Annotated in this window: 12 protein-coding genes; 6 read left to right on the forward strand and 6 right to left on the reverse strand. The window is 47.1% G+C overall.

Annotated elements, in window-relative coordinates:
- Positions 1–2 precede the first annotated feature (2 nt).
- Genes ACN4EK_RS10350 through ACN4EK_RS10360 form a run of 3 tightly spaced genes read right to left on the reverse strand, consistent with a single transcriptional unit; the run spans position 3 to position 3,184 of the window.
- Positions 3–1,325 carry an anthranilate synthase component I family protein gene (locus tag ACN4EK_RS10350; RefSeq protein ID WP_431657778.1) on the reverse strand — a complete coding sequence of 441 codons (1,323 nt, stop codon included), beginning with the start codon at positions 1,323–1,325 and terminating at the stop codon, positions 3–5.
- Positions 1,326–1,372: 47 nt separating this feature from the next.
- Positions 1,373–2,914, reverse strand: a complete 1,542-nt coding sequence (locus tag ACN4EK_RS10355; RefSeq protein ID WP_431657779.1) for a benzoate-CoA ligase family protein — start codon at positions 2,912–2,914, stop codon at positions 1,373–1,375.
- A 39-nt stretch (positions 2,915–2,953) separates the two neighbouring features.
- Positions 2,954–3,184 carry an acyl carrier protein gene (locus tag ACN4EK_RS10360; RefSeq protein ID WP_431657780.1) on the reverse strand — a complete coding sequence of 77 codons (231 nt, stop codon included), beginning with the start codon at positions 3,182–3,184 and terminating at the stop codon, positions 2,954–2,956.
- 81 nt (positions 3,185–3,265) lie between these two features.
- On the opposite strand from ACN4EK_RS10360, the gene ACN4EK_RS10365 reads away from it, so the two are divergent.
- The 5 genes from ACN4EK_RS10365 to ACN4EK_RS10385 all read left to right on the forward strand — a co-directional run bounded on the left by ACN4EK_RS10365 (position 3,266) and on the right by ACN4EK_RS10385 (position 9,123).
- Positions 3,266–3,493 carry a hypothetical protein gene (locus tag ACN4EK_RS10365; RefSeq protein ID WP_431657781.1) on the forward strand — a complete coding sequence of 76 codons (228 nt, stop codon included), beginning with the start codon at positions 3,266–3,268 and terminating at the stop codon, positions 3,491–3,493.
- A 9-nt stretch (positions 3,494–3,502) separates the two neighbouring features.
- A complete protein-coding gene (locus ACN4EK_RS10370) occupies positions 3,503–4,618 on the forward strand; it encodes a helix-turn-helix transcriptional regulator (protein ID WP_431657782.1) in 1,116 nt (371 codons plus the stop codon).
- A gap of 169 nt (positions 4,619–4,787) precedes the next feature.
- Positions 4,788–6,035, forward strand: coding sequence for an MFS transporter (locus tag ACN4EK_RS10375; RefSeq protein ID WP_431657783.1), 1,248 nt, complete (start codon positions 4,788–4,790; stop codon positions 6,033–6,035).
- 8 nt (positions 6,036–6,043) lie between these two features.
- Entirely contained in the window at positions 6,044–6,460 is a 417-nt protein-coding gene (locus ACN4EK_RS10380) for a hypothetical protein (RefSeq protein ID WP_431657784.1), read from the forward strand.
- A gap of 125 nt (positions 6,461–6,585) precedes the next feature.
- Positions 6,586–9,123, forward strand: coding sequence for a TonB-dependent siderophore receptor (locus ACN4EK_RS10385; protein WP_431657785.1), 2,538 nt, complete (start codon positions 6,586–6,588; stop codon positions 9,121–9,123).
- A gap of 181 nt (positions 9,124–9,304) precedes the next feature.
- Here the strand turns inward: ACN4EK_RS10385 and ACN4EK_RS10390 are convergent, their stop codons facing one another.
- The 3 genes from ACN4EK_RS10390 to ACN4EK_RS10400 form a co-directional block, all read right to left on the reverse strand.
- Positions 9,305–11,533: a caspase family protein gene (locus ACN4EK_RS10390; protein WP_431657787.1), complete on the reverse strand. Its 2,229-nt coding sequence runs from the start codon at positions 11,531–11,533 to the stop codon at positions 9,305–9,307.
- A 113-nt stretch (positions 11,534–11,646) separates the two neighbouring features.
- Positions 11,647–15,567: a CHAT domain-containing protein gene (locus tag ACN4EK_RS10395; RefSeq protein ID WP_431657788.1), complete on the reverse strand. Its 3,921-nt coding sequence runs from the start codon at positions 15,565–15,567 to the stop codon at positions 11,647–11,649.
- A gap of 176 nt (positions 15,568–15,743) precedes the next feature.
- A complete protein-coding gene (locus ACN4EK_RS10400) occupies positions 15,744–19,088 on the reverse strand; it encodes a CHAT domain-containing protein (RefSeq protein ID WP_431657789.1) in 3,345 nt (1,114 codons plus the stop codon).
- A gap of 617 nt (positions 19,089–19,705) precedes the next feature.
- On the opposite strand from ACN4EK_RS10400, the gene ACN4EK_RS10405 reads away from it, so the two are divergent.
- A protein-coding gene (locus tag ACN4EK_RS10405; protein ID WP_431657790.1) for an IS1 family transposase occupies positions 19,706–20,471 on the forward strand; the annotation gives its coding sequence in 2 pieces (ribosomal slippage) (positions 19,706–19,963 and positions 19,965–20,471; 765 coding nt in all).
- Positions 20,472–20,485: the final 14 nt, after the last annotated feature.

Consider the following 20,485-nt stretch of genomic DNA (forward strand, 5'->3'; position numbering starts at 1 on the left):
AGTTATGGTTTTAACACCAGATTAGTCAACATTGTATTCATTTTATTCACCGACTCCAGATACTCATTGTGTGGAATTGATTCTGCGACAATTCCTGCTCCAGCATTGAAATGAATCGAATCACCATACTGATAGGCTGAACGAATGGCGATCGCAAAATCTGCAATTCCCTGTTGATTAATCCAGCCAATTCCTCCGGCATAAATGCCTCGGGGAGACGTTTCCAAGCGATCGATCCAGGTTAATGCCTGCTGCTTGTCAATGCCAGAGACGGTGATGCCAGGAAGTAAAACCTTCAGGGCATCCCAGAGGGTTTTTCCGGGTTGCAGTTCTCCGCCCACACGCGATGAAAGATGTTGCACACATCGGTAAGGCTTGACCTGCATAAAGTCAAACACCCGGACGGTATCCGGCACACAAAAAGTAGACATTTCTGCTTGAGCCAACCAGATTGAGAGGGCATGTTCTTTCACCTCTTTCGCATCCGTAAATAACTCATGATGCCATTGCTGGTCTTGTTCTGGGTTATCGGAACGAGGGCGAGTTCCCGCTAGAGGATTCGTGATCACAAAGCGCTCGGCATCCACGGTCATCAAAATCTCTGGACTGAAGCCAACGGCAGCGACATCGTCTAACTGGAAACAATACGATCGCACTGTCGGATTGCTGTTAGCACCCAGACAATAGGTGCCCAAGACATCCATCTCTCCTGGTAGAGTGACCGATCGAGACAGAATGGCTTTGTGTAAATCACCCGCTTGAATTGCTTGAATTAAGTGCTGAACTTGAGTTTGATAATAGTCGCGATCACTAAAATCGACTACAGGCGGTGTGGCGGTGTACTCGCGCAATGGGCGATCGAGGGATAGGGCTTCCAGAATTTTGGGTAGTGACTTAACGCTGCGAATCCGAATCCCTTTTGCCGTGATATGCAGTTCTGTTTCAGGAATGAACAGGTGCAGGAGTGGCTGCGGCATGGCTTTGGTATAGGGATAGTAAAAGCGAGCCACATCAAAGCTGACATAGCCATAGGCCGTCCAATCTTCGATCGGTAACGTGGCTAATGCTGACTCTACCTGCTTTAGGGGATCGGCGATCGGGTAAGACTGGGTTGCTCCCAAACAATCAACCCGGACGGTTTCAACACTAACGGTAATTCGACCCAGAGCATTACCAGCAATTCGGGTTCCTTGTTCGCTGCGATAAAGCATATAGCTAGAAAACAACCCCATCTCTAGTAAATTCTGTAGGATGCACTGGGGGTCTTTTTGAATTGGCACAAACAACTCGTGATAAACCAGTGGAGAGGTGGCAATCTGATACATAAGAAATACCTGCGTGAAGGAATTGGAAGTTCAACAATGGCATTGGTTCAACAACTTTGAGCCAACAGAGCCTGACGGTGGATTTTGCCCGTTGGGGTGCGTGGCAAAGCAGTCAGAAAGTGAATGCGATTGGGCGCTTTAAAGTGTGGTAATTGTGACTTGGCGAGTTGACGAATTTGATGTTCCAACTCAACCGAAGGGGCAACGTCTGGTTTGAGGCTGATGTAGGCAACAATCTGGGTCAGGGTCGCTCCTGGTTCAGCACTGGGCATAACGGCAGCATCCAACACACTTTCATGCTGAAGTAACACATCTTCTACTTCCAAGGGAGCCACCCACATCCCATTCACCTTAAAACAGTCATCATTGCGTCCCATGAACCAGAAGTAGCCCTCGGCATCTTTGACATACTTGTCTCCAGTGCGCATGGCAGTGCCGCATAACGCCTGTCGTGTAGCGGATAGACGGTTCCAGTACCCTAACATCAGGCTCTCTCCCCGCACCTGGAGCACCCCGATCGCACCAGGGGGCGTAGGGTTGCCCTGGGCATCCAGCACCTCAACGTCATAGCCGGGAACTGGACGACCCGAACTCCCTGGACAACACTCCCCTGGACGATTGGATAGAAAAATATGTAGCAATTCCGTTGTGCCAATGCCCTCACAAATCTCTATACCGTATTGATCTCGCCACTTTTGCCAGATCGTTTTAGGCAGTTGTTCCGCCGCCGATACACAGAGGCGTAGAGAAGCGGCATTCAAGGGAGCAATCTCTTGGGCAGATAGAATTGCTGCATACACTCCCGGAATCCCAAAGAAAACGGTGGGTTGATAGGTCTGAATATCGGTAATAATATCAAACGCATTTGCCGCGTCAGAGAGAATGGCTGCTGCCCCTACTGCCATTGGGAAATATAACGTGTTGCCTAAACCATAGGCAAAGGGCATTTTTGCCACGGAATAGAGAATGTCATCAGCTTGTAAGTTAAGAACAGCTTTGCCATACCGCTCAGCACATACCACCATACTTTGATGCAGGTGAATGGCTCCTTTGGGTCGCCCGGTGCTACCAGAGGTATACAGCCAGAATGCCGGTTCCTCCCGATCGGTTGCCGCCCAAACATGTTGCTCCTGTTGTTGAGCCAGTAATGCCATCAAGCGTTGTTCACCATCCAGCAGCACCACCTGGCGAAGAAACGGTGATGGAATGGGGGATAACTTTTCTAGCCATGCCTGGGTTGTCACCAGAATTTTGGCACGACAATCTTGCAGAATATAGTGAATATCGTCCAGGCTACAGGTTGTATTGATGGGGACGGGGACACACCCTGACCAGATTGCTCCCCAAAAGGTAAACACAAATTCTGGGGTATCGGGTAACAGCAGCGCGATGCGATTTTCCCGCTCCAATCCCAGGTCAGTCAACAGGCTGGCGGTACGCTTAACCCAACTGGCTACCTGGGCGTAGGTATAGGATTGATCGCGGTAATAGTAAGCGATGCGATCGCCCCGTTGCTGGGTCAGGTTACGTTCGAGAAAATAAGCTGCCACATTCAAGGTGTCCGGCAACTGTGCAGAAATACTCTCCATCCTCATTTCCTTTAGCAATTCCTAAACTACGCCTCAACCTCAAGGGGATTGGGCAGACAACAACGCCTCTGCCTGCTGACAAATGTCCCTCAAGGAAAGATCATGGCGGCTGCCCAATGGTAGGTCGATGCCCAGCCGCCGCTTTAACTCCAGTGCCAGTTTGACAGTCTCTACAGAATCCAGACCTAAATCTCCATACAGATAGGTTTCTTCATGGAGCGCCGTTTCAGGAATGCCTAAATCACTCAAAACGGTCTTCAGTGTCTTCATTGTGGCTGAACCGGTCAATTTATTTCCTCCCATCGGATTGTTTGTTTAGATCGGTCACCCCTGTTGCTCAGGGTAGGTAAAATGCGGGCGATCGTCCTGGTTTTCCGATCGCCCACGATCGCCCCGTTCTGGCAGGCGATCGCGGCTCTGATCAGATTGAACCCAGCGATCAGACTTACCGCTTTGTGGTCAAAAAACTTGGAATCGACCCATTACTCCCAGTCGATCTGGTTATTGAGAATATTTTTTGATAATCTAACGAAGAGCTTATTACATCATCTTCAACTTTGGCAAGCGAACCAGCAATAAATCCCACCCATGACAGCACTTTGTTTAGATCAAATAGAGCCACTCTTTGCCCTCAGTCATTCCGCAGAGTTGCACCTCTTCCACAATGCCCCCAGCGATCGCGTGTGGCAGGTGGCGGCGGCATCGGGTCAGGGATATATTCAGGAGATTGGCCTGGCTGCTGGGCTGTCGCTGGTGATCGTCGATTGTGAACTCACCCAGGATCTCTGCAAAACCGTTGCCTTATTTCGTCCTTCTCTAGAGTTTGAGTTTTGCCTGATCGGTTGTCATGCCAGTACAAATTTAACGATTCTGCATTTGGGCAACAGCAAACCGCTGCATTTGCCGGCTGGACAGCGCCATTTATGGGTAGAAGTCTTTGTGACACCACCCCGTCTGGAGTCTTACTTCTATGGGCTGTTGGAACAATTTTCCCCTCGGCTGAGACAATTAGCCACCGATTATTGGCAACAGCTTGGGCATGAATGGTTTGGCGATCGGGGGGTCAACCCGCCGCTTACCCCGCCACGGTTATTACACCCTACTACACAACCTGCTCCGTCGCCTGATCTGACCCAGTTGGCTGAACCGCCGGATCTGTCTGAAGCCTGGCTGGAGTTTGAACCGGTTCTGACTGGCAAAACCACTTCAGCCATGCAAATTATCCTCAATCAAATTCTAAATTGTCCCTATCAAGGCAAACCCAGACAACTCTATTTAGAAAGTAAGGCTTTGGAGTTAATTGTCCTCCGGTTTGAGCAAATCGCCCAACTGAGTCAATCGCTCTTGCCCGCCCGGGCTTTGTCATCAGAAGACATCGAGAAAATTCATCAAGCTCGGGCAATCCTGCGCCATCAGCTAAACCAACCTCCCTCCTTGATGGCTCTGGCACGACAGGTCGGACTGAATGATTGCACTCTCAAGCGGGGGTTTCGCAAGGTGTTTGGGATGACGGCTTTTGAATGCCTGTACCACGATCGCATGCACCAGGCACAGCAACTCTTAGAGACTGGCGAGATGACCGTCAACCAGGTCGCCGCCGCCGTGGGGTATACCAGCCGCAGTTCGTTCTATACCGCATTTCGCAAACAGTTTGGTGTGGGACCCAATCAATATGTCATGCAACGGCGGAAAAATTCCGTTTGAACAATAAAAGATTCCGTTTTAAGAACAAAAGATTCCGTTTTAAGAACATCCTTCCCTTTTCAGCGCCTCCGAATCACGCTAGCCTAATTAAGAATTATTTGCAGCTAACTTGATAACATTGGTGTTCCCTGTTGCTGTGTAGGGTCTAATATTTACTCGGGTTAACTTTGTGATTCAGCCTCGAAGTTTCGACAAGTTAGGATTACTCGGCAGTCTGTACCTTTCCCAATCAATGCCGTTTCTATTCCTTTATCAGGCATTGCCCGTCGTTTTACGCCAGGAAGGATTATCATTGACTGCCATTGGGTTACTCCCCCTGGTTATCCTGCCAATTACGCTCAAGTTTCTCTGGTCGCCTTTGATCGATCGCTACAGCGTTACGGCACTGGGACACTATCGCTTTTGGATTATTGCGCTGCAATCCCTTGTCGCCCTGGTGACGGCATGTTGTAGCTGGCTAAATGTCGAAACTCAGTTACCGATCGTCCTGATCAGCATGATGCTGATCGCGATCGGGTGCGCCAGTCAGGATATTGCCACCGATGCGTTAGCGTTGGGATTATTAGCCCCTCACGAACGGGGATGGGGCAACGCAGTTCAGAGCATTGGCGGTTCCCTGGGCAGCATGATTGGCGGCGGGGGAATGCTAATTCTGCTCAGTCGTTGGGGCTGGAGATTTAGTTTACTGACATTATCTGGACTGATGCTGGTGGCATTGATTCCCGTGTTGCTGCATCAGGAACAGCCTAGACCAGCCCGCCAGCCCTCCCGCAAAACCCGCCATCCCCTGCGAAACTACTTCAGAATTTTTCTTCAGTTTTGCCAGCGCCCGGGTATGAAGGTTTGGTTATCCATCTTGTTGCTCTACAACTTTGGCTACAGTTTTGCGATTACCATGTTTCGTCCACTGCTGGTTGACTTAGGGTTATCTTTGGCAGAGGTCGGTTGGCTGTTGGGAATTTTAGGAACCATTGCAGTGATTTTCGGCTCACTGATGGCTGGCTGGTTGATCCCATCCTGGGGGCGACAGCGATCGCTGCTGATTGCCAGTAGTCTTTCGGTAATCGGCATTCTGGCTTATCTGTTACCTACCTTTGGCTTCACCCAATTACCTGTGCTGTATGGGATTGTCGGAGCGACATCTTTTTCATTGGGTATAGTTGTGACAACTGCATTTACGATCATGATGGATAAAAGTAATCCCCAAAGTGCGGCGACTGATTATGCTATTCAAGCGTCTTTGAATACGATGGGAAGTTTGCCCGCCGCGATCGCAAGTGGAGCCATAGCAACTGCGATCGGTTATCGGGGCGTTTTTATTATCAGTGCTGTCATCATTGGTATTTGTGTTTTATTAATTGCTCGCTATTTAGAGACTTCTAATGCTTCTAACTCCTCAACCGTGAATGCGCTTTAGGGTGATGAATGATGCTGACAATTCATGAGGAAACCTATCCGATCGTTTTGATTCAACTGGAAAATGTGGCAACTCTAGCAGAGACAACCAACTATTTAACTCGATTCGCTGATTGGCTGGCTCAGGAGCATAAATTTGGCATTATTATGCATCAATCCCATGCCCAACCCACTACAGTAGAGTCGCATGAACCTGATCCGGCTCAAACTGAAGCCGTGCATCGATTGACAATGCAGTGGGCAAAACAGCATAAAGCCAAAATCAGGCAATTCTGTGTCGGTTTGGCTCTGGTTATGGATCTGCCTGAGATTCCACCCGAACGGCAGAGAAGCGCTGCCAAAACGATTACGGCAATCTTTGGTTGTCCGGGTCAGGTCTTTATGACCTGTATGGAAGCTCGGCAGTGGATTCAACAGCAGCTATGAAGTTTATATCTGAGTCCCCGGAACGGATGCAGTAAAGACAACAAATTAGTTTGCAATGGAACTGGCATAGCTGAAAGAAATCGCATAGATGTGATTGGTTTACTAATCGTTGTTTAAGGAATGGGATGAAAAGGTATCAATTAGCAACTGCTCTAGGATTAGCAGGCACGATCGCGGTGGGTTCAGGTCATATCAGTTATGCCACCGAACATCGGCTACCCACACAGTCTGAAGGCATTTATCTGCGGGACTTGCAGCCACCTCGCACCCAGGCAGCTGACTTGTTGACACAGACCCAGCAGAGGGCAGTGGTGCAGGTGACAGGAATACGAGTTAATGCTACGGACGCAGGCATTCAAGTGATTCTGGAAACTGACCAGGATGTGATTTTGCAACCAGAAACCCGCCTGGAAGCGAATACATTCATTGCTGAAATCGATGATGCCGTATTATCTCTGCCCGATCGCCAAGCATTCCAAAGCAGTAATCCTGCGGTAGGCATTCAATCGATCACGGTAACGCAAGGGGATAATAATCGTCTGCAAGTGCGGGTAATCGGTGAAACCGAGGCTCCGGTTGTCAGCGTACAATCTCAACTCAGTCCGACCGCAGTAGTGCCGGAGGATGCAGAAGCCGAGGAAGAGGAACTCATTGTTACGGGCGATCGTCTAACGCCCTATCGGGTTCCTAATGCTTCAACCGGAACTGGAACCGATACCCCCATCCTAGAAACTCCTTTTTCCGTTCAGGTGGTACCCCAGGAAGTTCTGCGTGATCAGCAGGTGATCCGGATTGAAGATGCCGTTACCAACATTAGTGGTGTGACTTCTGCGGGAACCAGCGGAGGACGCGAAGCGGCTTTCAGTATTCGGGGCTTTGGCAACTCGTTTGGGAGTCGTGTGCCTGTGCTGAGGGATGGCTATCGACTCTATGGAAATTTTCAAGCCATTCCAGAAATTGCCAATTTGCAACAGGTCGAGGTTTTGAAGGGACCTGCTTCGATTCTCTATGGGCAGATTGAACCTGGGGGAGTGATTAATTTAGTTTCTAAACAGCCCTTGGCTGAACCCTTTCATGAAGCAGAGTTTCAGCTTGGTAATCGCGAATTACTCCGACCTCGTTTAGATGTTACAGGTCCTTTAACGGCTAATGGTGATCTGCTCTATCGCCTCAACTTACTATTCCAGCATGAAAAACCCTTCCGGGATTTTAACTCGGATACAAATCGTCTGTTACTGGCTCCAGCGTTAACCTGGAAAATTGGCGATCGCACAGATATTACGTTCAATCTGGAGTACATTCGCCAACAAAGTGCCGCCGATTTTGGTATTACTCGCTATGGCAATGGTGTAGCTCCAGTTTCACGCGAATTTGTTGCCAATCATCCTGATGACTCAGTCACCACTAACTACTTGAGTACAGGCTACAGTTTTGAACACCGCTTCAGCGATAACTGGAAGATTCGTAACAGCTTCCGTTACCTCAGCTATGACTACAATTACAGCGTTTTAGCTTTGCCATTTGCCGTCAGTGGCGACAATATTCTGCGGTTCTATGCCGATCAAGACGGAACCGATCGCTCCTATTCCCTCTTCACTAATGTTGTGGGTAATTTTTCTACTGGAGCCATCAGACATACTCTCCTGGCAGGGGTTGATCTAAACCGTAGTGACTCCAGAATTTCCACCCTCTTTGGTCGTCCCGTTCCGCTCAATATTTTTGCGCCCAATTATGATCTCTTTCCTAAACCCGATCGTTCTGCTCTACCGCCCTTTGGCGACACCCGAACCACTGCCAACCGTTTAGGGATTTATCTTCAAGATCAGGTTTATCTGCTGGATAATTTAATTCTGGTAGCAGGGTTACGTTATGACACCATCAAGCAAAAAGTCACGAATATTGCAACTGCCTTTACCAATGAAAGCGAATCCGAACAAACGAATGACGCGCTGACTCCCCGGGTTGGTTTACTGTATCGTCCCATCCCAGAGTTGGCTGTGTTCGCAAATTATTCCCAATCCTTCCGGCCCAATACGGCGATAACCGCGAGTGGCTCGGTACTAGAACCAGAAAAAGGCGAAGGGTTTGAAGTGGGTGTGAAAACAGAACTGTTTAATCAGAGACTGCTGGCTACCTTAACCTACTTCAATATCACGAAGAAAAATGTCGCGGTCGCTGATCCAGACAATCCCCTGTTTTCAACCGCCATTGGAGAGCAAAAGAGTCAGGGGGTTGAGCTAGATATCGCTGGAGAAATATTACCGGGTTGGAAGATTATTGGCACCTATGCTTACACGGATGCTGAAGTAAAGGAAGATACGAATGAAACGGTGATTGGTAACACATTGTTTGGTGTGCCAAAACATAAAGCCAGTTTGTGGACAACCTATGAAATTCAGCAAGGTAGCTTGAAAGGTTTGGGATTTGGGGCAGGGTTTGAGTATGTGAGTAATCGCTTTGGGAATTTGGCAAATAACTTTCAGGTTGGTGATTACCTGATTGGTAATGCCGCGATCTTTTACCGGCGGGATAACTATCGCTTTGCCGTAAATATTCGCAATCTTGCCAATGCCAATTACATCAGAGCCTTGTCTGGCAACGATACGGGGATTGAACCCGGAGAACCGTTGACTGTGATTGGTTCGTTCTCATTACAGTTTTAACCAGACAACGATGATTTACGCTACGGCATTAGATCTGGTACGTGCAATCAGCCACTAACTGCTGCGGGAGTCCGAAGAAATTCGGCTCAGAAGCATGCATACCATGAATATGAGCCACAGGACGCTGAAATGAAATCAACTGAAAATTAGACAGTCCGTTCAGCGATCGCCCCATCATCGGTCATCCCGCTACAACTTCGATCGTGGTTGAAATAACAGCATAGCGGTTGGCATCAACCGCCTGCACATCCCTGTTCATGGCAATGTCTGATCGAGTGTTTTGGTCGATATTACCGAGCAATGCCCCGATCACATCAACGGCTTCTTCACCCTGAAAGGGTTCCGGGGAAACGCTCCGGCTGGAAGAAACGCCCCTTCCCCGCGCCCCAATTTCCTTCAACGCTTTCAGGGCATCTCGTAAAGATTCTGGACTGGACAGCACCATAATTTCCAGCGCCCCCGGTGAACCGAGAGTAAAGTTTACCCCCGCTTCGGGAACCACTAGGGTTTGACCCTTCGCAATCCGTTCGCGACCTTCGGCAAAATCAACGTAGGGAAATAACACCCGCATTCTACCCGCATCCCCAATGGAAATCACCGACACAAATAGATCGCGATCGCTGGTGTTTTGTAGCTGAACTTGAATCTGGGTTCCCGGTATAAAACGGTTAGGAGCAACCTGTCGTCCCGTTTTCCCCGTCGATCGCACATCTACCTTCAGTTGGCTCGATTGTCCACCTTTAATTAAATCGGCTCCTCCGATTGCCTTCAGCACCTCTGCGGCTAGAAACGACTTCAAGCGCGGTGCTAAGCGGGCGATCGCAACCTCAAGGGGTTCCTCCGGGACATCAAAGGTGGCGACTAGGGGGCGCAGATCCCCTGTAAACAGTCCCATACTGCCGACTTCAGGTAGGGTTGCTATACCCCGCTGGCGGGACTGATTCTGATAGGTCGCCGTCATGCGTCCCAGCCGATAGTTCATTGTCTGGTCAGACCCGACCACTTCAAGGCGATCCAGGCGTTGCAAAGTGGCTTTCACCCGTGCCAAATCTTTTCCCAGGGATGGGTCGAGTCCCACTCGCAGCTTCAAATCTGCGGGTAGACCCCGCACCCGTTCTCGCAGCAGGCTACCGATCTGGATATCCGTCAGCTGACCGGATTTCACCTTGCCCGTTGCCACTAACCCGCGTCGATGGGTCTGCTCAATCTGAGCCACTTCCTTGCCTGTCCGATCAATCACACTAAAAAGGGAACCGCTCTGATTGGCATTCAGGCTGATGGATGAAATGCCCCCCAGCCAGTAACGAATTTCCCCGCCTGGGCTGACCGATCGCACGACCGCTTCGGCAAAGGGTGTGGGTGGTTGCAGAAAGTAGGCGGGCTTTTGACTGTTGCGGTCTGGATTGGCGGCATAGATCGGTTCCTGGTTCACGCCAGAGCGGTTGGCAACATCCCGTGTACTGCGTGCCAGGTTAACGAATACAGTACCAATTGACTCATCCACCGACTGTTGCCAAAGGTAGCGGGTCAGCAGGTAGGTGAAGGCTCCCGCGTAGAAGGATTCGTCATCGAAGGGGGCATCGGCGGCTAATTGGTCATACTGGGCAGACCCGATCGCCACCCCTTTAGCAATCCCCCGTTGCCGCCGTTTGTTCAAATCATCGACGGTTAAGTTCAAGTCCTTCATCCAGCGCTCTTGAAACGCCAATTCTGCCGGACTGGGGTTAAAAATATCTCGATTATCCAGTCGAGGGGATACCGCCCGGAACAGGAGATTGCCGCGAGTGCCCCCGCCGGAGTGACAGCTATCTAAGACCAGCGTGACGTTCTCTGTCTGCAAAGCTTGCATCAGGAGAAATAGGCTTTGCCCCATGATATCGTTGACTTGCTGTGGTTGGCTGGTGGGGCGATCGCTGGGAACGATCGTGCCAGTTACTCGCTTGCTATTTGGCACTACCTTCTTCACGCCGTTCTCGTTCACCACCAGTTCCTGTAGGGCATGCTTGTCATTCACCAGGGAACCATGTCCAGAGAAGTGAAAGACGACGACATCTCCCGGTTTCGCCTGACGGATCAGGTGTTCCTCAAATGCCTGGAGGATATTCTGGCGGGTGGGCTGAACCGATTCTTTGTCGCTCACAATCAGAATGTCTTTAGGGCTGAAGCCAAATCGATGCACTAGCAGTTCCCATTGCAACTCCACATCGGTCAAACAGCCTCTCAAGTCTGGAATTTCCCCTGGATAGGCATTCACCCCAACTAGCAAGGCTAATTTTCTGCCCGGAGTCCCCTGTGCCAGAACGTTGCCGTACTGCTCACCCTGGCGGAACAAGTCTAGATGGCTCAGAGCCAGACTGGCTAACGTTGATCCGGCAAATTGCAAAAAGTGACGACGATTGATCAGGGGCATCTTTAAACTCTCTGTAGGCAATGATTACGAGGAAGCAATTGTTTCTTGACTGACCAAAATCCTTCTGATCTAATACCACATCATTCAAGTGCGATCGTAGTTATGCAGATACCTTACAGACTGTTGCCAATCAGAACAAACGGTGCCCAGTAGTAGGGATGGGAGAAGTTGGGAGATCGCGCCTCGGCTGTCTGGTTACCGGGTTCTACAGTCATCGCAATGTCCGATCGCGGCGGTGCATCTTTAGCCGCAAGGTTGCCTTGGAGTAAGTTCAGTTGTGCCTGTCGTAAGGCTTCAGCTTTGGTCATATTGCCTGCTGCTAAATTAGTGTAAAACTGCCGCATTAACAGAGATGTACTGGCATCGTTCACTAACCAGAGAGAAGCTATGACGGATTTGGCTCCTCGGTTTAAGAAGTAACTACTAATCCCATTAATTTCAACACCATCTTTTCCCGGTCCTCCTAAAGCCGTCTCACAGGCAGATAACACAACCAGATGCACATCATCCAAATTTTGCAATGTTTCAATTTGTGGAATTGCTAACTTTTCACCTGTCCCTAGCAGCAGATAGGAATCTTCAGCGCGACCGGGAACAAATTTTCCATGAGTAGCAATGTGAACAATGCTCCGACCATAAAGATTGTTCCGTAATGCTTCAAAACTAAAGGTATGGTTGAGAAATTGCAAACCGGGATAGATGCCTCCAGGATTGCCCTTCTCTTTTTGAACTACTGTATCTAATTCCACAGGTACATTGGGTAATGCACTAAAGCCTGAGTAAGCTTCGGAGACACCTAATGCTAGAGCAGAAACATGTTCAGGATTGAGCGGAAGCTGATCGCGCCAGTCACTCTGGCTAGATCCCAGAATTGTACTCACTGAGTAGTTTTCTACGAGATATTGCTTGCCATCAAATAGCACACTCGTAGGAATGTAACGGGTGACACGATCGAGGGCAAAGACTAAATTTTTGACTTTTCGTTCTCCATTTGCACTTGTCGCTTTTAGTTCTTTTTCTAAAGGTTGAATTAGCCAGGAGTACAGCTTTTGGCTAACCTGCTGCAAGTCGTTGACATCCGAGCGATCAGATCTGAGCAGGGTTTGTAGAGCCAGAACTGTTTCACCTAACTCCTTCTGGTTAACGTTGACCTGATAGCGTTTCAGTAATCCCCCGTCAGTTGCCAGTAATAGCCAGAGTTTGTCTTCCAGAACTAATGGGTAGATCAGGACTGTTCCTGGTTGGGCTTTAATGATCACGCTGGCAGTTCTACCAAACTCGTTACGAGGATCAAGATAATTGTCATCGATCGAGCGATTAGCGCGAATGCTAGTCTCAATGCTACGAATTGCTTGATTATATTGGTTCAATAATGTTGTTTGCTGATCCAGAAGTTGGTTCAGTTGGGGGCATTGTGTTTGTTGGCAATTGGTAATCTTTTGACCTAAAGCAACGAGGCTACCGTATTCTGTTAGAATCTTTTCTTCAACCTGATTTATTGCCAGATCAGAGATTTTTCTAGGCGATCGCACAGGTTGTTTAAAGTCATTAATCTCCTGAATCTTTAAGAGTTCTAATACCTGTTGAGCTTCACCAATCCGACCTTCAGCAATCAGTAAGCCTGCAAGCTGACGATATATTTCGCTGGTTTTCTGACGGTCTATAGCCTGTACAGCATTTAAAAAGGCTTGTTGTAAGTCTGGGGAAGAGTGCCGAATATTATTACGAATGTTTTCAAGTTTGTTAATTGCCTGCTTGTAGTAGGCGATCGCTGTAACAGGCATTTTCAGAGCTTGATAAACCTGAGCTAACCCCAGATTGGCACGATAGAAATAGGCAGAGTTTTCGTTGGTAATGGCTTTGAATGTCGCGATCGCCTGTTCGGATTGTCCTCGCTTCTGATAAATTGTGCCTAAAACATACAAAGGTATTTCTTCTAGGCTTTGGTTCTTAATTTGACGGATGATTTCTAAACTGCGTTGAGCTAAATCATATGCTTTATCATACGCTCCTACATCTGCGTACCACCAGCTTAAATAAGCGGTTGCCGCAGCCTCAAGATCCCGATTCTTAGCTCTTTGAGCGACCTGTAGACTTTGTTGGACAGTTACTTCAGTTCGTTGATCTCCCTGTCCATAGTAAGCAGACGTTAAAGCAAGTAATCCTAATGCTTCAAGTTTTGGATTATGGTTCTTTTCACCAATTAACTTGGCTGCTTCGGCAAATTCGATACTTTTTGAGTAGTTGCCCATCAAGAAATAAGCCTCGCTTAATAAAGCAAATATCACACCTTCTGATTCAACTTCCTTAAGTTCCTGAGCAATGGTAAGAGCTTGTTGACAATATTTAATTGCTTCAGGATAATCACTCAGAGTATAGCTGTGAAGATATGCAAGCGCATATAAAGCAGATAGTTCTCGTATTTTATCTTTTGCCTTTTGTGCAGCAGTAATGGCATTTTGATAGGATGCGATCGCTTGATCAAAATCTTTTAGATCTTTATAAAGGTTGCCATAAATACTCCATGCTACAGCTTCAGCAGTCGCTTGTTGATTATCTTGAGCAATTTTTAACCCTTGCGTTGTCAACCGCATGGCTTCTTGATAGTCTGCTGGTGATTTAGCTAGAAGACGGGTAGTATTAGCCATCCCTAATAAAGCAGGTGCTTGCAAAGATGAATTTGAAATTTCTTCAGCAACCTTCAACATTTTCTGATAATACAAGATCGCTGTTTGATACTCCTTAAGCTGATCGGTATAAACATCACCAATTGAACCTAAAGCATAAGCTTCTAGCCATCTCTTATTACCCCATTTCTTATTTGGATCTCTGGCAAATATAATAACTTGTTGATAATACTGAATGACTTGTGAAAAGTCTTTCAGAGATTTATGCAAGTCAACTAGTTTTTGCAAAATCAAAATTTCTTGAGTCCCGTTATCTGTTTTTTGGACAGATCTTAATGCTTGTTGATAATAGCTGATCGCCTTTCTATCATCCTTAAGAAACTGGCTGTAAATATTGCCAATACTGAATAAACCAGCCAATTCTTGCGCTGTATCGTTAATTTTTTTGGCAGCTAAAACAGCTTGCTGATAATAATCAATTGCTTTGGAATAATCTTTCAAATGCTTAAAGCTATCTCCAATTGCTTTAAGAACAAGAACTTCTCGCCATATTTCCTCAGCCTCTTGGGATGCAGCAATTGCTTTTTGAAAGTAGTTAATAGCCATCTGATGCTTTTTCAAAGCAATATAAGAATTTCCAAGGATAATTAATGCTCTAGCTTCTAATGAGGATTCTTTAAGTTCAAGAGCAAATTTCAATCCTTGTTCAGCTTGCTCGATTGCCCTTTGATAATCTACCTCTGTTTTTGCAGCGCTGTAAGATACATTGGCAATATTTAACTGAGCATTAAGCTGTTGCTTACGGTTAGCACTTTGCGTGGCAGCATCCAGCATTTGCTGATAGGTTAAAACTGCCTGTTGGTATTCTTTCTTATCCTCATAAACAACACCCAAGTTGCCTGTCGTTATAAGGATCATGCCAAAGTTTTGACTACGCTGAGAAATGTTTAAACTACGGTTGTAATACTCGATCGCTTGTTCTAGCTTATTCAATTCCTTATAAACAACGCCAATATTATTCAGTGCTCTAGCTTCTAAATCGGTATTTGATATTGATTGAGCGATCGCTAATACCTGTTGTTGTACCTCGATCACTTTTGGGTAATTCTTTAAGCTCCAATAAGCATTACCGATGCTTCGTAGTGTATGCCCCTCCTTTAGCCGATCCTTCAGTTCTCGATAAATGACTAAGGCTTGCTCAAATGAAGCGATCGCGGCTTGCGGCTGATTCTGTTCAAGTTGCTTTATACCTTGCTCAAACAAACGCTCTGCCTCTGTCTTGCGATCGCTGACAACGGGCTGTGCTAAAACCAGCGAGTTAGTTGAGGCGGAAGGCGTACCAAGAGCGATCGTCGCCGCACAAACCAGGAATACAACAAAACTAATTGACTTTAAACAAGGGGACATTCTGTAATCCTCAGCAACCAAACAACATACCAGCTATTAATCATGCTGACACGAATGGTAATCTACCAGACATAGCAAGTCACTCTGCTTAATTTCCTCAAAGAGATAGTTGATTCCGCTTCGCTAAGCAATGTGAAGGCAGCCTAATTGAGGAGATCAAGGACGAAATGGCTTGACTACAGCCCATTCCCAATCAGAATAAAGGGCGACCAATAGTAAGGATGGGAGAGTTTATTGGTGCTCAAATGTTCAGGCTGACTATCGTTGCCTTCAAGGCGCACTTCAATGTCGGATCGCCTGCCCCCCACGGTACTGTAATTCCCTGTAATCAGTGCCTTTTGAGTTTCCTGTAATGCTTGAGCTTTCGTCATGCCCTGTTTCAAGGCTGTGTAGAACGCAGTCATCAATACCTGAGTGCCGCCATCGTCTACTTTCCACAAAGAGGAAATAGCGGCTCGTGATCCGGTGCGTTGCATCTGATAACCGAAGCCAAGAATTTCAATCCCGTTACCGAGTTTCCCCCCGATCGCGGTTTCACAAGCACTTAATACAACCAGTGATAGATTGGGGAACTGCCATTGCTGCTCAATTTCTCGCAGGCTGATTGAACTTCCATCTCCTAGCAGAATAATCGATTGATCGGGACTGCCAGGAACAAACATGCCATGAGTTGCCAAATGGAGAATAGTGGATTGAGGAACGTGTTGACTCAGGTTAGCGCGATTAAAGGTTTGGTCAATCAGCGTTGTGGTGTTGGGCAGAAGTTGGGCGAGGTTTTTCACTTCAGGTTGAGTGAATTGTAGTGCCGGGAAGGTATAGGTTTTGCCCAGCAGGGTAAGCTGCCGATCCTGGGTCAAGGCAGCCGCGAGGACACGTGGATTCGGGTTTTGATCTGGGTCAAGGGGAGTGAGGGCAAGGGCAGTCAAGTAGTTGATTTGATAGCGTTGAGCAAGCCACTGATTGCCATCGTGCAGGGCAGCGAGGGGAACGTAACGCATGATGCTGTCAGGGGCATAGACGATCGTCTTTACCTCGGCGGCTTGCAGTTCTGCCTCAATGGGTTGAATCAGGGATTGGTAGAGTTTCTGCGCGGGTTGTTTAATCAGGGGCGATCGCCCTTCCAATTGTTCCCGAAAAGTTTGAATCTCGGTTTCAAGTTGTTTGGCAGAGATGGCAACAGGTTTACGAATTGGTGGGCGATCGCTGGTGAAAATGACCAATTCAAGGCGATCGTCCAGTACCAATGGATAAAACAGGGCAATGTTCTTACCCAGCTTTTTAGTGCGGCTTTGTAGATCTTGGTAGCTATTCAGCTTGAGATTTTGCTCAACCGCTGTCTGTTTCAAGCTTTGCACCTGTGCTTGAATGCTAGAACTTTGCAAGGCTGTTTGAAGTGATTGTTGGGGTGCGGTTTGCAGGATGTGCCTAATGACGATCTCTTCCGGTAATAGCTCAACTCCTTTTTGAGTTAATGCATTCCCTTGAATATCTTTGAGAAAGTCTTGTAAATCTTGTACTTTAAGTAAATCCAAAACTTGCATCCCTTCAATGATGCGGTTTTGTTGAAAGAGGAGATCAGCAAGACGGCGATATGTCGGGGCATTATTGCGGACAATAGATTCCTGACTCCAGCGATAGAAGGCGCGATAAAATTCAGAGGGCTGAAATTCGCTCTGCTCCCATTGACGCATATTTTCACGGAGTAGTTGACGATTAGCCTCAAGAATATTTACGACTTGCTTATAAAAAACAATAGCGAGTTCGGGTTGGTTTTGTTGCTGAAGAGCATAACCAATACCACTTAAAGGTTCTGACTTTAAAGTATCTCTGAATTCTCTAAATTCGGAATAAATTTGATCTAAAACTTTTAACTGCTTCTGATGATATTCGATCGCTTTGGTATAGTTACCCTGAGCCGCATAGATCTTCCCAAAGCCCGCTAAGGCAAATCCCTCTTCACTTAAGCCCATCACCACATCACTCTTATTGGAGGAAGTCTGAAATCTACGGGCAAGGGTAATCATTTGTTCATAGTACATCGCTGCTTTCGCATAATCTTGGAGTTCATGGTAAGTGTGACCCAAAGACTTCAATGCAAGCATTTCAGCATTTTGGTCTTGAAGTTGACGGGCAATCACTAACTCTTGTTCGTCATCTTTAATCGCTCTATGCGAGTAGTCTGCCTGATTTCCCTGGATAAAACTTAAATTCTTGACAATACGTTTTTCAGCTTCCCGATCCTGGAGTTCTTGAGCAATGATTAAGGCTTCTTTGTAATAGTCAACTACTCTATCAGTATGCTCTAAGTTATTAGCAGAGATCATGGTGAGCATGACTGCGAAACTTTCCAATAAACCTAATTCCTGTGGGCGATCGTTCAGGGCACGATAGATGGCTAGTGCCTGTTGGCTCGACTGGTATGCGGCATTAAACTCCCCTTTAAGCAATTGTTCTAGAGCTTGTTCACCTAGTCGTTCTGCCTCTTCTCTACGTTGTTCTGCCTGGGCAATTCTTTGTGCTAGTTCTAAAACTTGTCGAGCAGAATTTTCGATTTCAGAGTTCTTTAATGCTTTCGCAATGGTTACAGCTTGTTGAATCAGTTCAAGGGCTTGGGCACTATTGCCCAGGGCAAGGCGTGTCTTACCTAAACCAATTAACGATCGGGCTTCTCCAACCTGATCTCCAATCTGTTGATAAAGTTTGACTGACTTTTCTAATACCCGTTCGGCATCGCTATATTGGTTATTTTGGAGTTGCTGAATTCCTTGCTGTAAGAGGCGATCTGCTTCTGCTCGTCGCTGAGTTGTTGACTGCTCTACTGGTAAGGCTGTTGCGAGCGGAACCTGCCCCATCTGTTCTCTTAAAGCATCGCCTCTCAAGATAATGTAAGTCTCTTCCAGATTACCGCGTGCCTCAAATATTAAACTGTCATCCTTCAGTGTTTGGGCAAGTTTAACTCCCCTTTCCTGCATTTCGATCGCTTTCGCCGGGTTGCCAGCTCTCAAGTAAACAAATCCTAAATCGCTCAAAGTCCGGACTACTTCAGCCCGGTTATTGCTGTTCTGGTGAATCGCCAAGCGGTTCTCCACCATAGAAATTGCTTTAGCATGATTGCCAGTCAGAGAATAGATTAATCCCAGTCGCTTCAGTACAGCCACCTCAAGTGGTTGGTCTTTAACGGCGTGGGCGATCGCTAAACTTTGTTCAGAGTATTCAATGGCTTTGGTATAGCTTTGAAAAGCAAAATGAGCCCGCCCTAGATTCGCCAATGCCTTTCCTTCACCTTGACGATCTTTGATGTCTCGATAGATCTTTAATGCTTGTTCCAACCGTTGTAGAGCCGCTTCAGGTTCCCTGGATTCAATTTGCTGAATTCCCTGTTGTAACAAGCGATCGGCTTCAGCTTTACGATCTGGGGTGGTTTGGGAAAGGGCTGGAAAAGCAAAAGGAGATGAGGGCGCGATCGCGGTTGCACAGAATAGGAGTGTTGCCAAGCCAACTAATTTCAGATGGGAGCGCATTAGAAATTTTCCATAAATAGAGAAATGGACAGTAATATATCACTTCCACAGTGAGAGGGTTATGCAGGAAATCGAAAGATGAGGGAGTAGAAAGGCAAGGCGATCGCGACACTTCAAGCCAAATTGAGGAAAAAGATGGTGAGCAAAATGCTGAGACGTTACGAGTTAGTGTACCGCCTCAAGTACCGATTAGCCGCTTGTTAAAGTAATTTAGCGCTGGCTAGACGGTTACCAGGAGATTTATGTAGATTCTGTAAATACACAGGGAAACTCAGTGTTTTTGACTAGGAATGATATATTCTTCGGGGGCATAGTCTTGCTTGAAGCTGGATATTTCAGATTACAGGCATTGCACCTGATAGTTCCTGTGACATTGCATAAGTTGGCAAGCAGCAGAGTGATAACTATACCGCCAATCGTGTCACCTTTAGCGGCAACGAGTTATTGGTCAATGTCAGTGGATTGTTGTTCAATCGCAACTCGCTGGCTCGTCTCAATTTGAGTGGCGTTACCCTGCCTGACTCTGATGACAGTATCGGTAATGTTCTAGACATGGGGATAGGGATCAGGGAAAATAGAACCACCTGAATCAATTAGAGTTGCTAAAAACAACTACGATGGTACTTAAACCTGTACATTGTCCCACTTGCGACAGCACTAACATTGTCAAACACGGCAAGACTGCTGAGGGCAAACAACGATATAAATGTCGAAATTCTGAATGCACTCGCCATAGTTTTGTTCTAGAGTATTCCTACCGAGGTTACTTGTCTGATGTGAAACAACAGATTTGCGAGATGGCGCTCAATGGCAGTGGTATTCGTGATACGGCTCGGGTACTCAAGATTAGTCCGACAACAGTCATTGAAGAATTAAAAAAAAGATCGTCATCTTGAACAAGTCAATCGTCGATTATTGGAACAACTCAATCCAACTGCTGTGACCATTGTGAAACACATTGAGGAAGCCGAAGCCGACGAAATGTGGAGCTTTGTCGGTTCTAAAAAACAGGAGCGTTGGTTATGGCATGCCATTGACCATCAAACCGGTCAAGTGTTGGCGTATGTGCTAGCAGACCATAAAGACCAGGCGCTGGTCAAGCTAAAAGCATTGTTAGAACCGTTTGGCATTCAAACCTTTTACACAGATGGTTGGGGAGCCTATGCTCGCTTATTAGATGAAGATCAGCATGTGGTTGGCAAACAGAATACACAAAAAATCGAGCGCAAACACTTGACCTTACGCACCCGAATTAAGCGTACGCCTTTGGCGGAGCGAAGCTCTATAGCGCGCAAGACGATCTGCTTCTCCAAGTCCGAATGGCTGCATGACATTGTGATTGGGCTGTTCATCAACCGCTATGAATTTGGACGGGCGGTTTGATCTCATTGATCCCC

This window comes from Pantanalinema rosaneae CENA516 (assembly GCF_050753385.1).
GTDB classification, from domain to species: Bacteria; Cyanobacteriota; Cyanobacteriia; order Leptolyngbyales; family Leptolyngbyaceae; genus Pantanalinema; species Pantanalinema rosaneae.

Excerpts from the sequence above, each read along its gene's own strand:
- ACN4EK_RS10380 (WP_431657784.1), top strand. The coding sequence starts at position 6,044 with ATGATGCTGACAATTCATGAGGAAACCTATCCGATCGTTTTGATTCAA.
- ACN4EK_RS10400 (WP_431657789.1), bottom strand. The coding sequence starts at position 19,088 with ATGCGCTCCCATCTGAAATTAGTTGGCTTGGCAACACTCCTATTCTGT.
- ACN4EK_RS10360 (WP_431657780.1), bottom strand. The coding sequence starts at position 3,184 with ATGAAGACACTGAAGACCGTTTTGAGTGATTTAGGCATTCCTGAAACG.
- ACN4EK_RS10385 (WP_431657785.1), top strand. The coding sequence starts at position 6,586 with ATGAAAAGGTATCAATTAGCAACTGCTCTAGGATTAGCAGGCACGATC.
- ACN4EK_RS10350 (WP_431657778.1), bottom strand. The coding sequence starts at position 1,325 with ATGTATCAGATTGCCACCTCTCCACTGGTTTATCACGAGTTGTTTGTG.
- ACN4EK_RS10355 (WP_431657779.1), bottom strand. The coding sequence starts at position 2,914 with ATGGAGAGTATTTCTGCACAGTTGCCGGACACCTTGAATGTGGCAGCT.
- ACN4EK_RS10370 (WP_431657782.1), top strand. The coding sequence starts at position 3,503 with ATGACAGCACTTTGTTTAGATCAAATAGAGCCACTCTTTGCCCTCAGT.
- ACN4EK_RS10395 (WP_431657788.1), bottom strand. The coding sequence starts at position 15,567 with ATGTCCCCTTGTTTAAAGTCAATTAGTTTTGTTGTATTCCTGGTTTGT.
- ACN4EK_RS10390 (WP_431657787.1), bottom strand. The coding sequence starts at position 11,533 with ATGCCCCTGATCAATCGTCGTCACTTTTTGCAATTTGCCGGATCAACG.
- ACN4EK_RS10365 (WP_431657781.1), top strand. The coding sequence starts at position 3,266 with ATGCGGGCGATCGTCCTGGTTTTCCGATCGCCCACGATCGCCCCGTTC.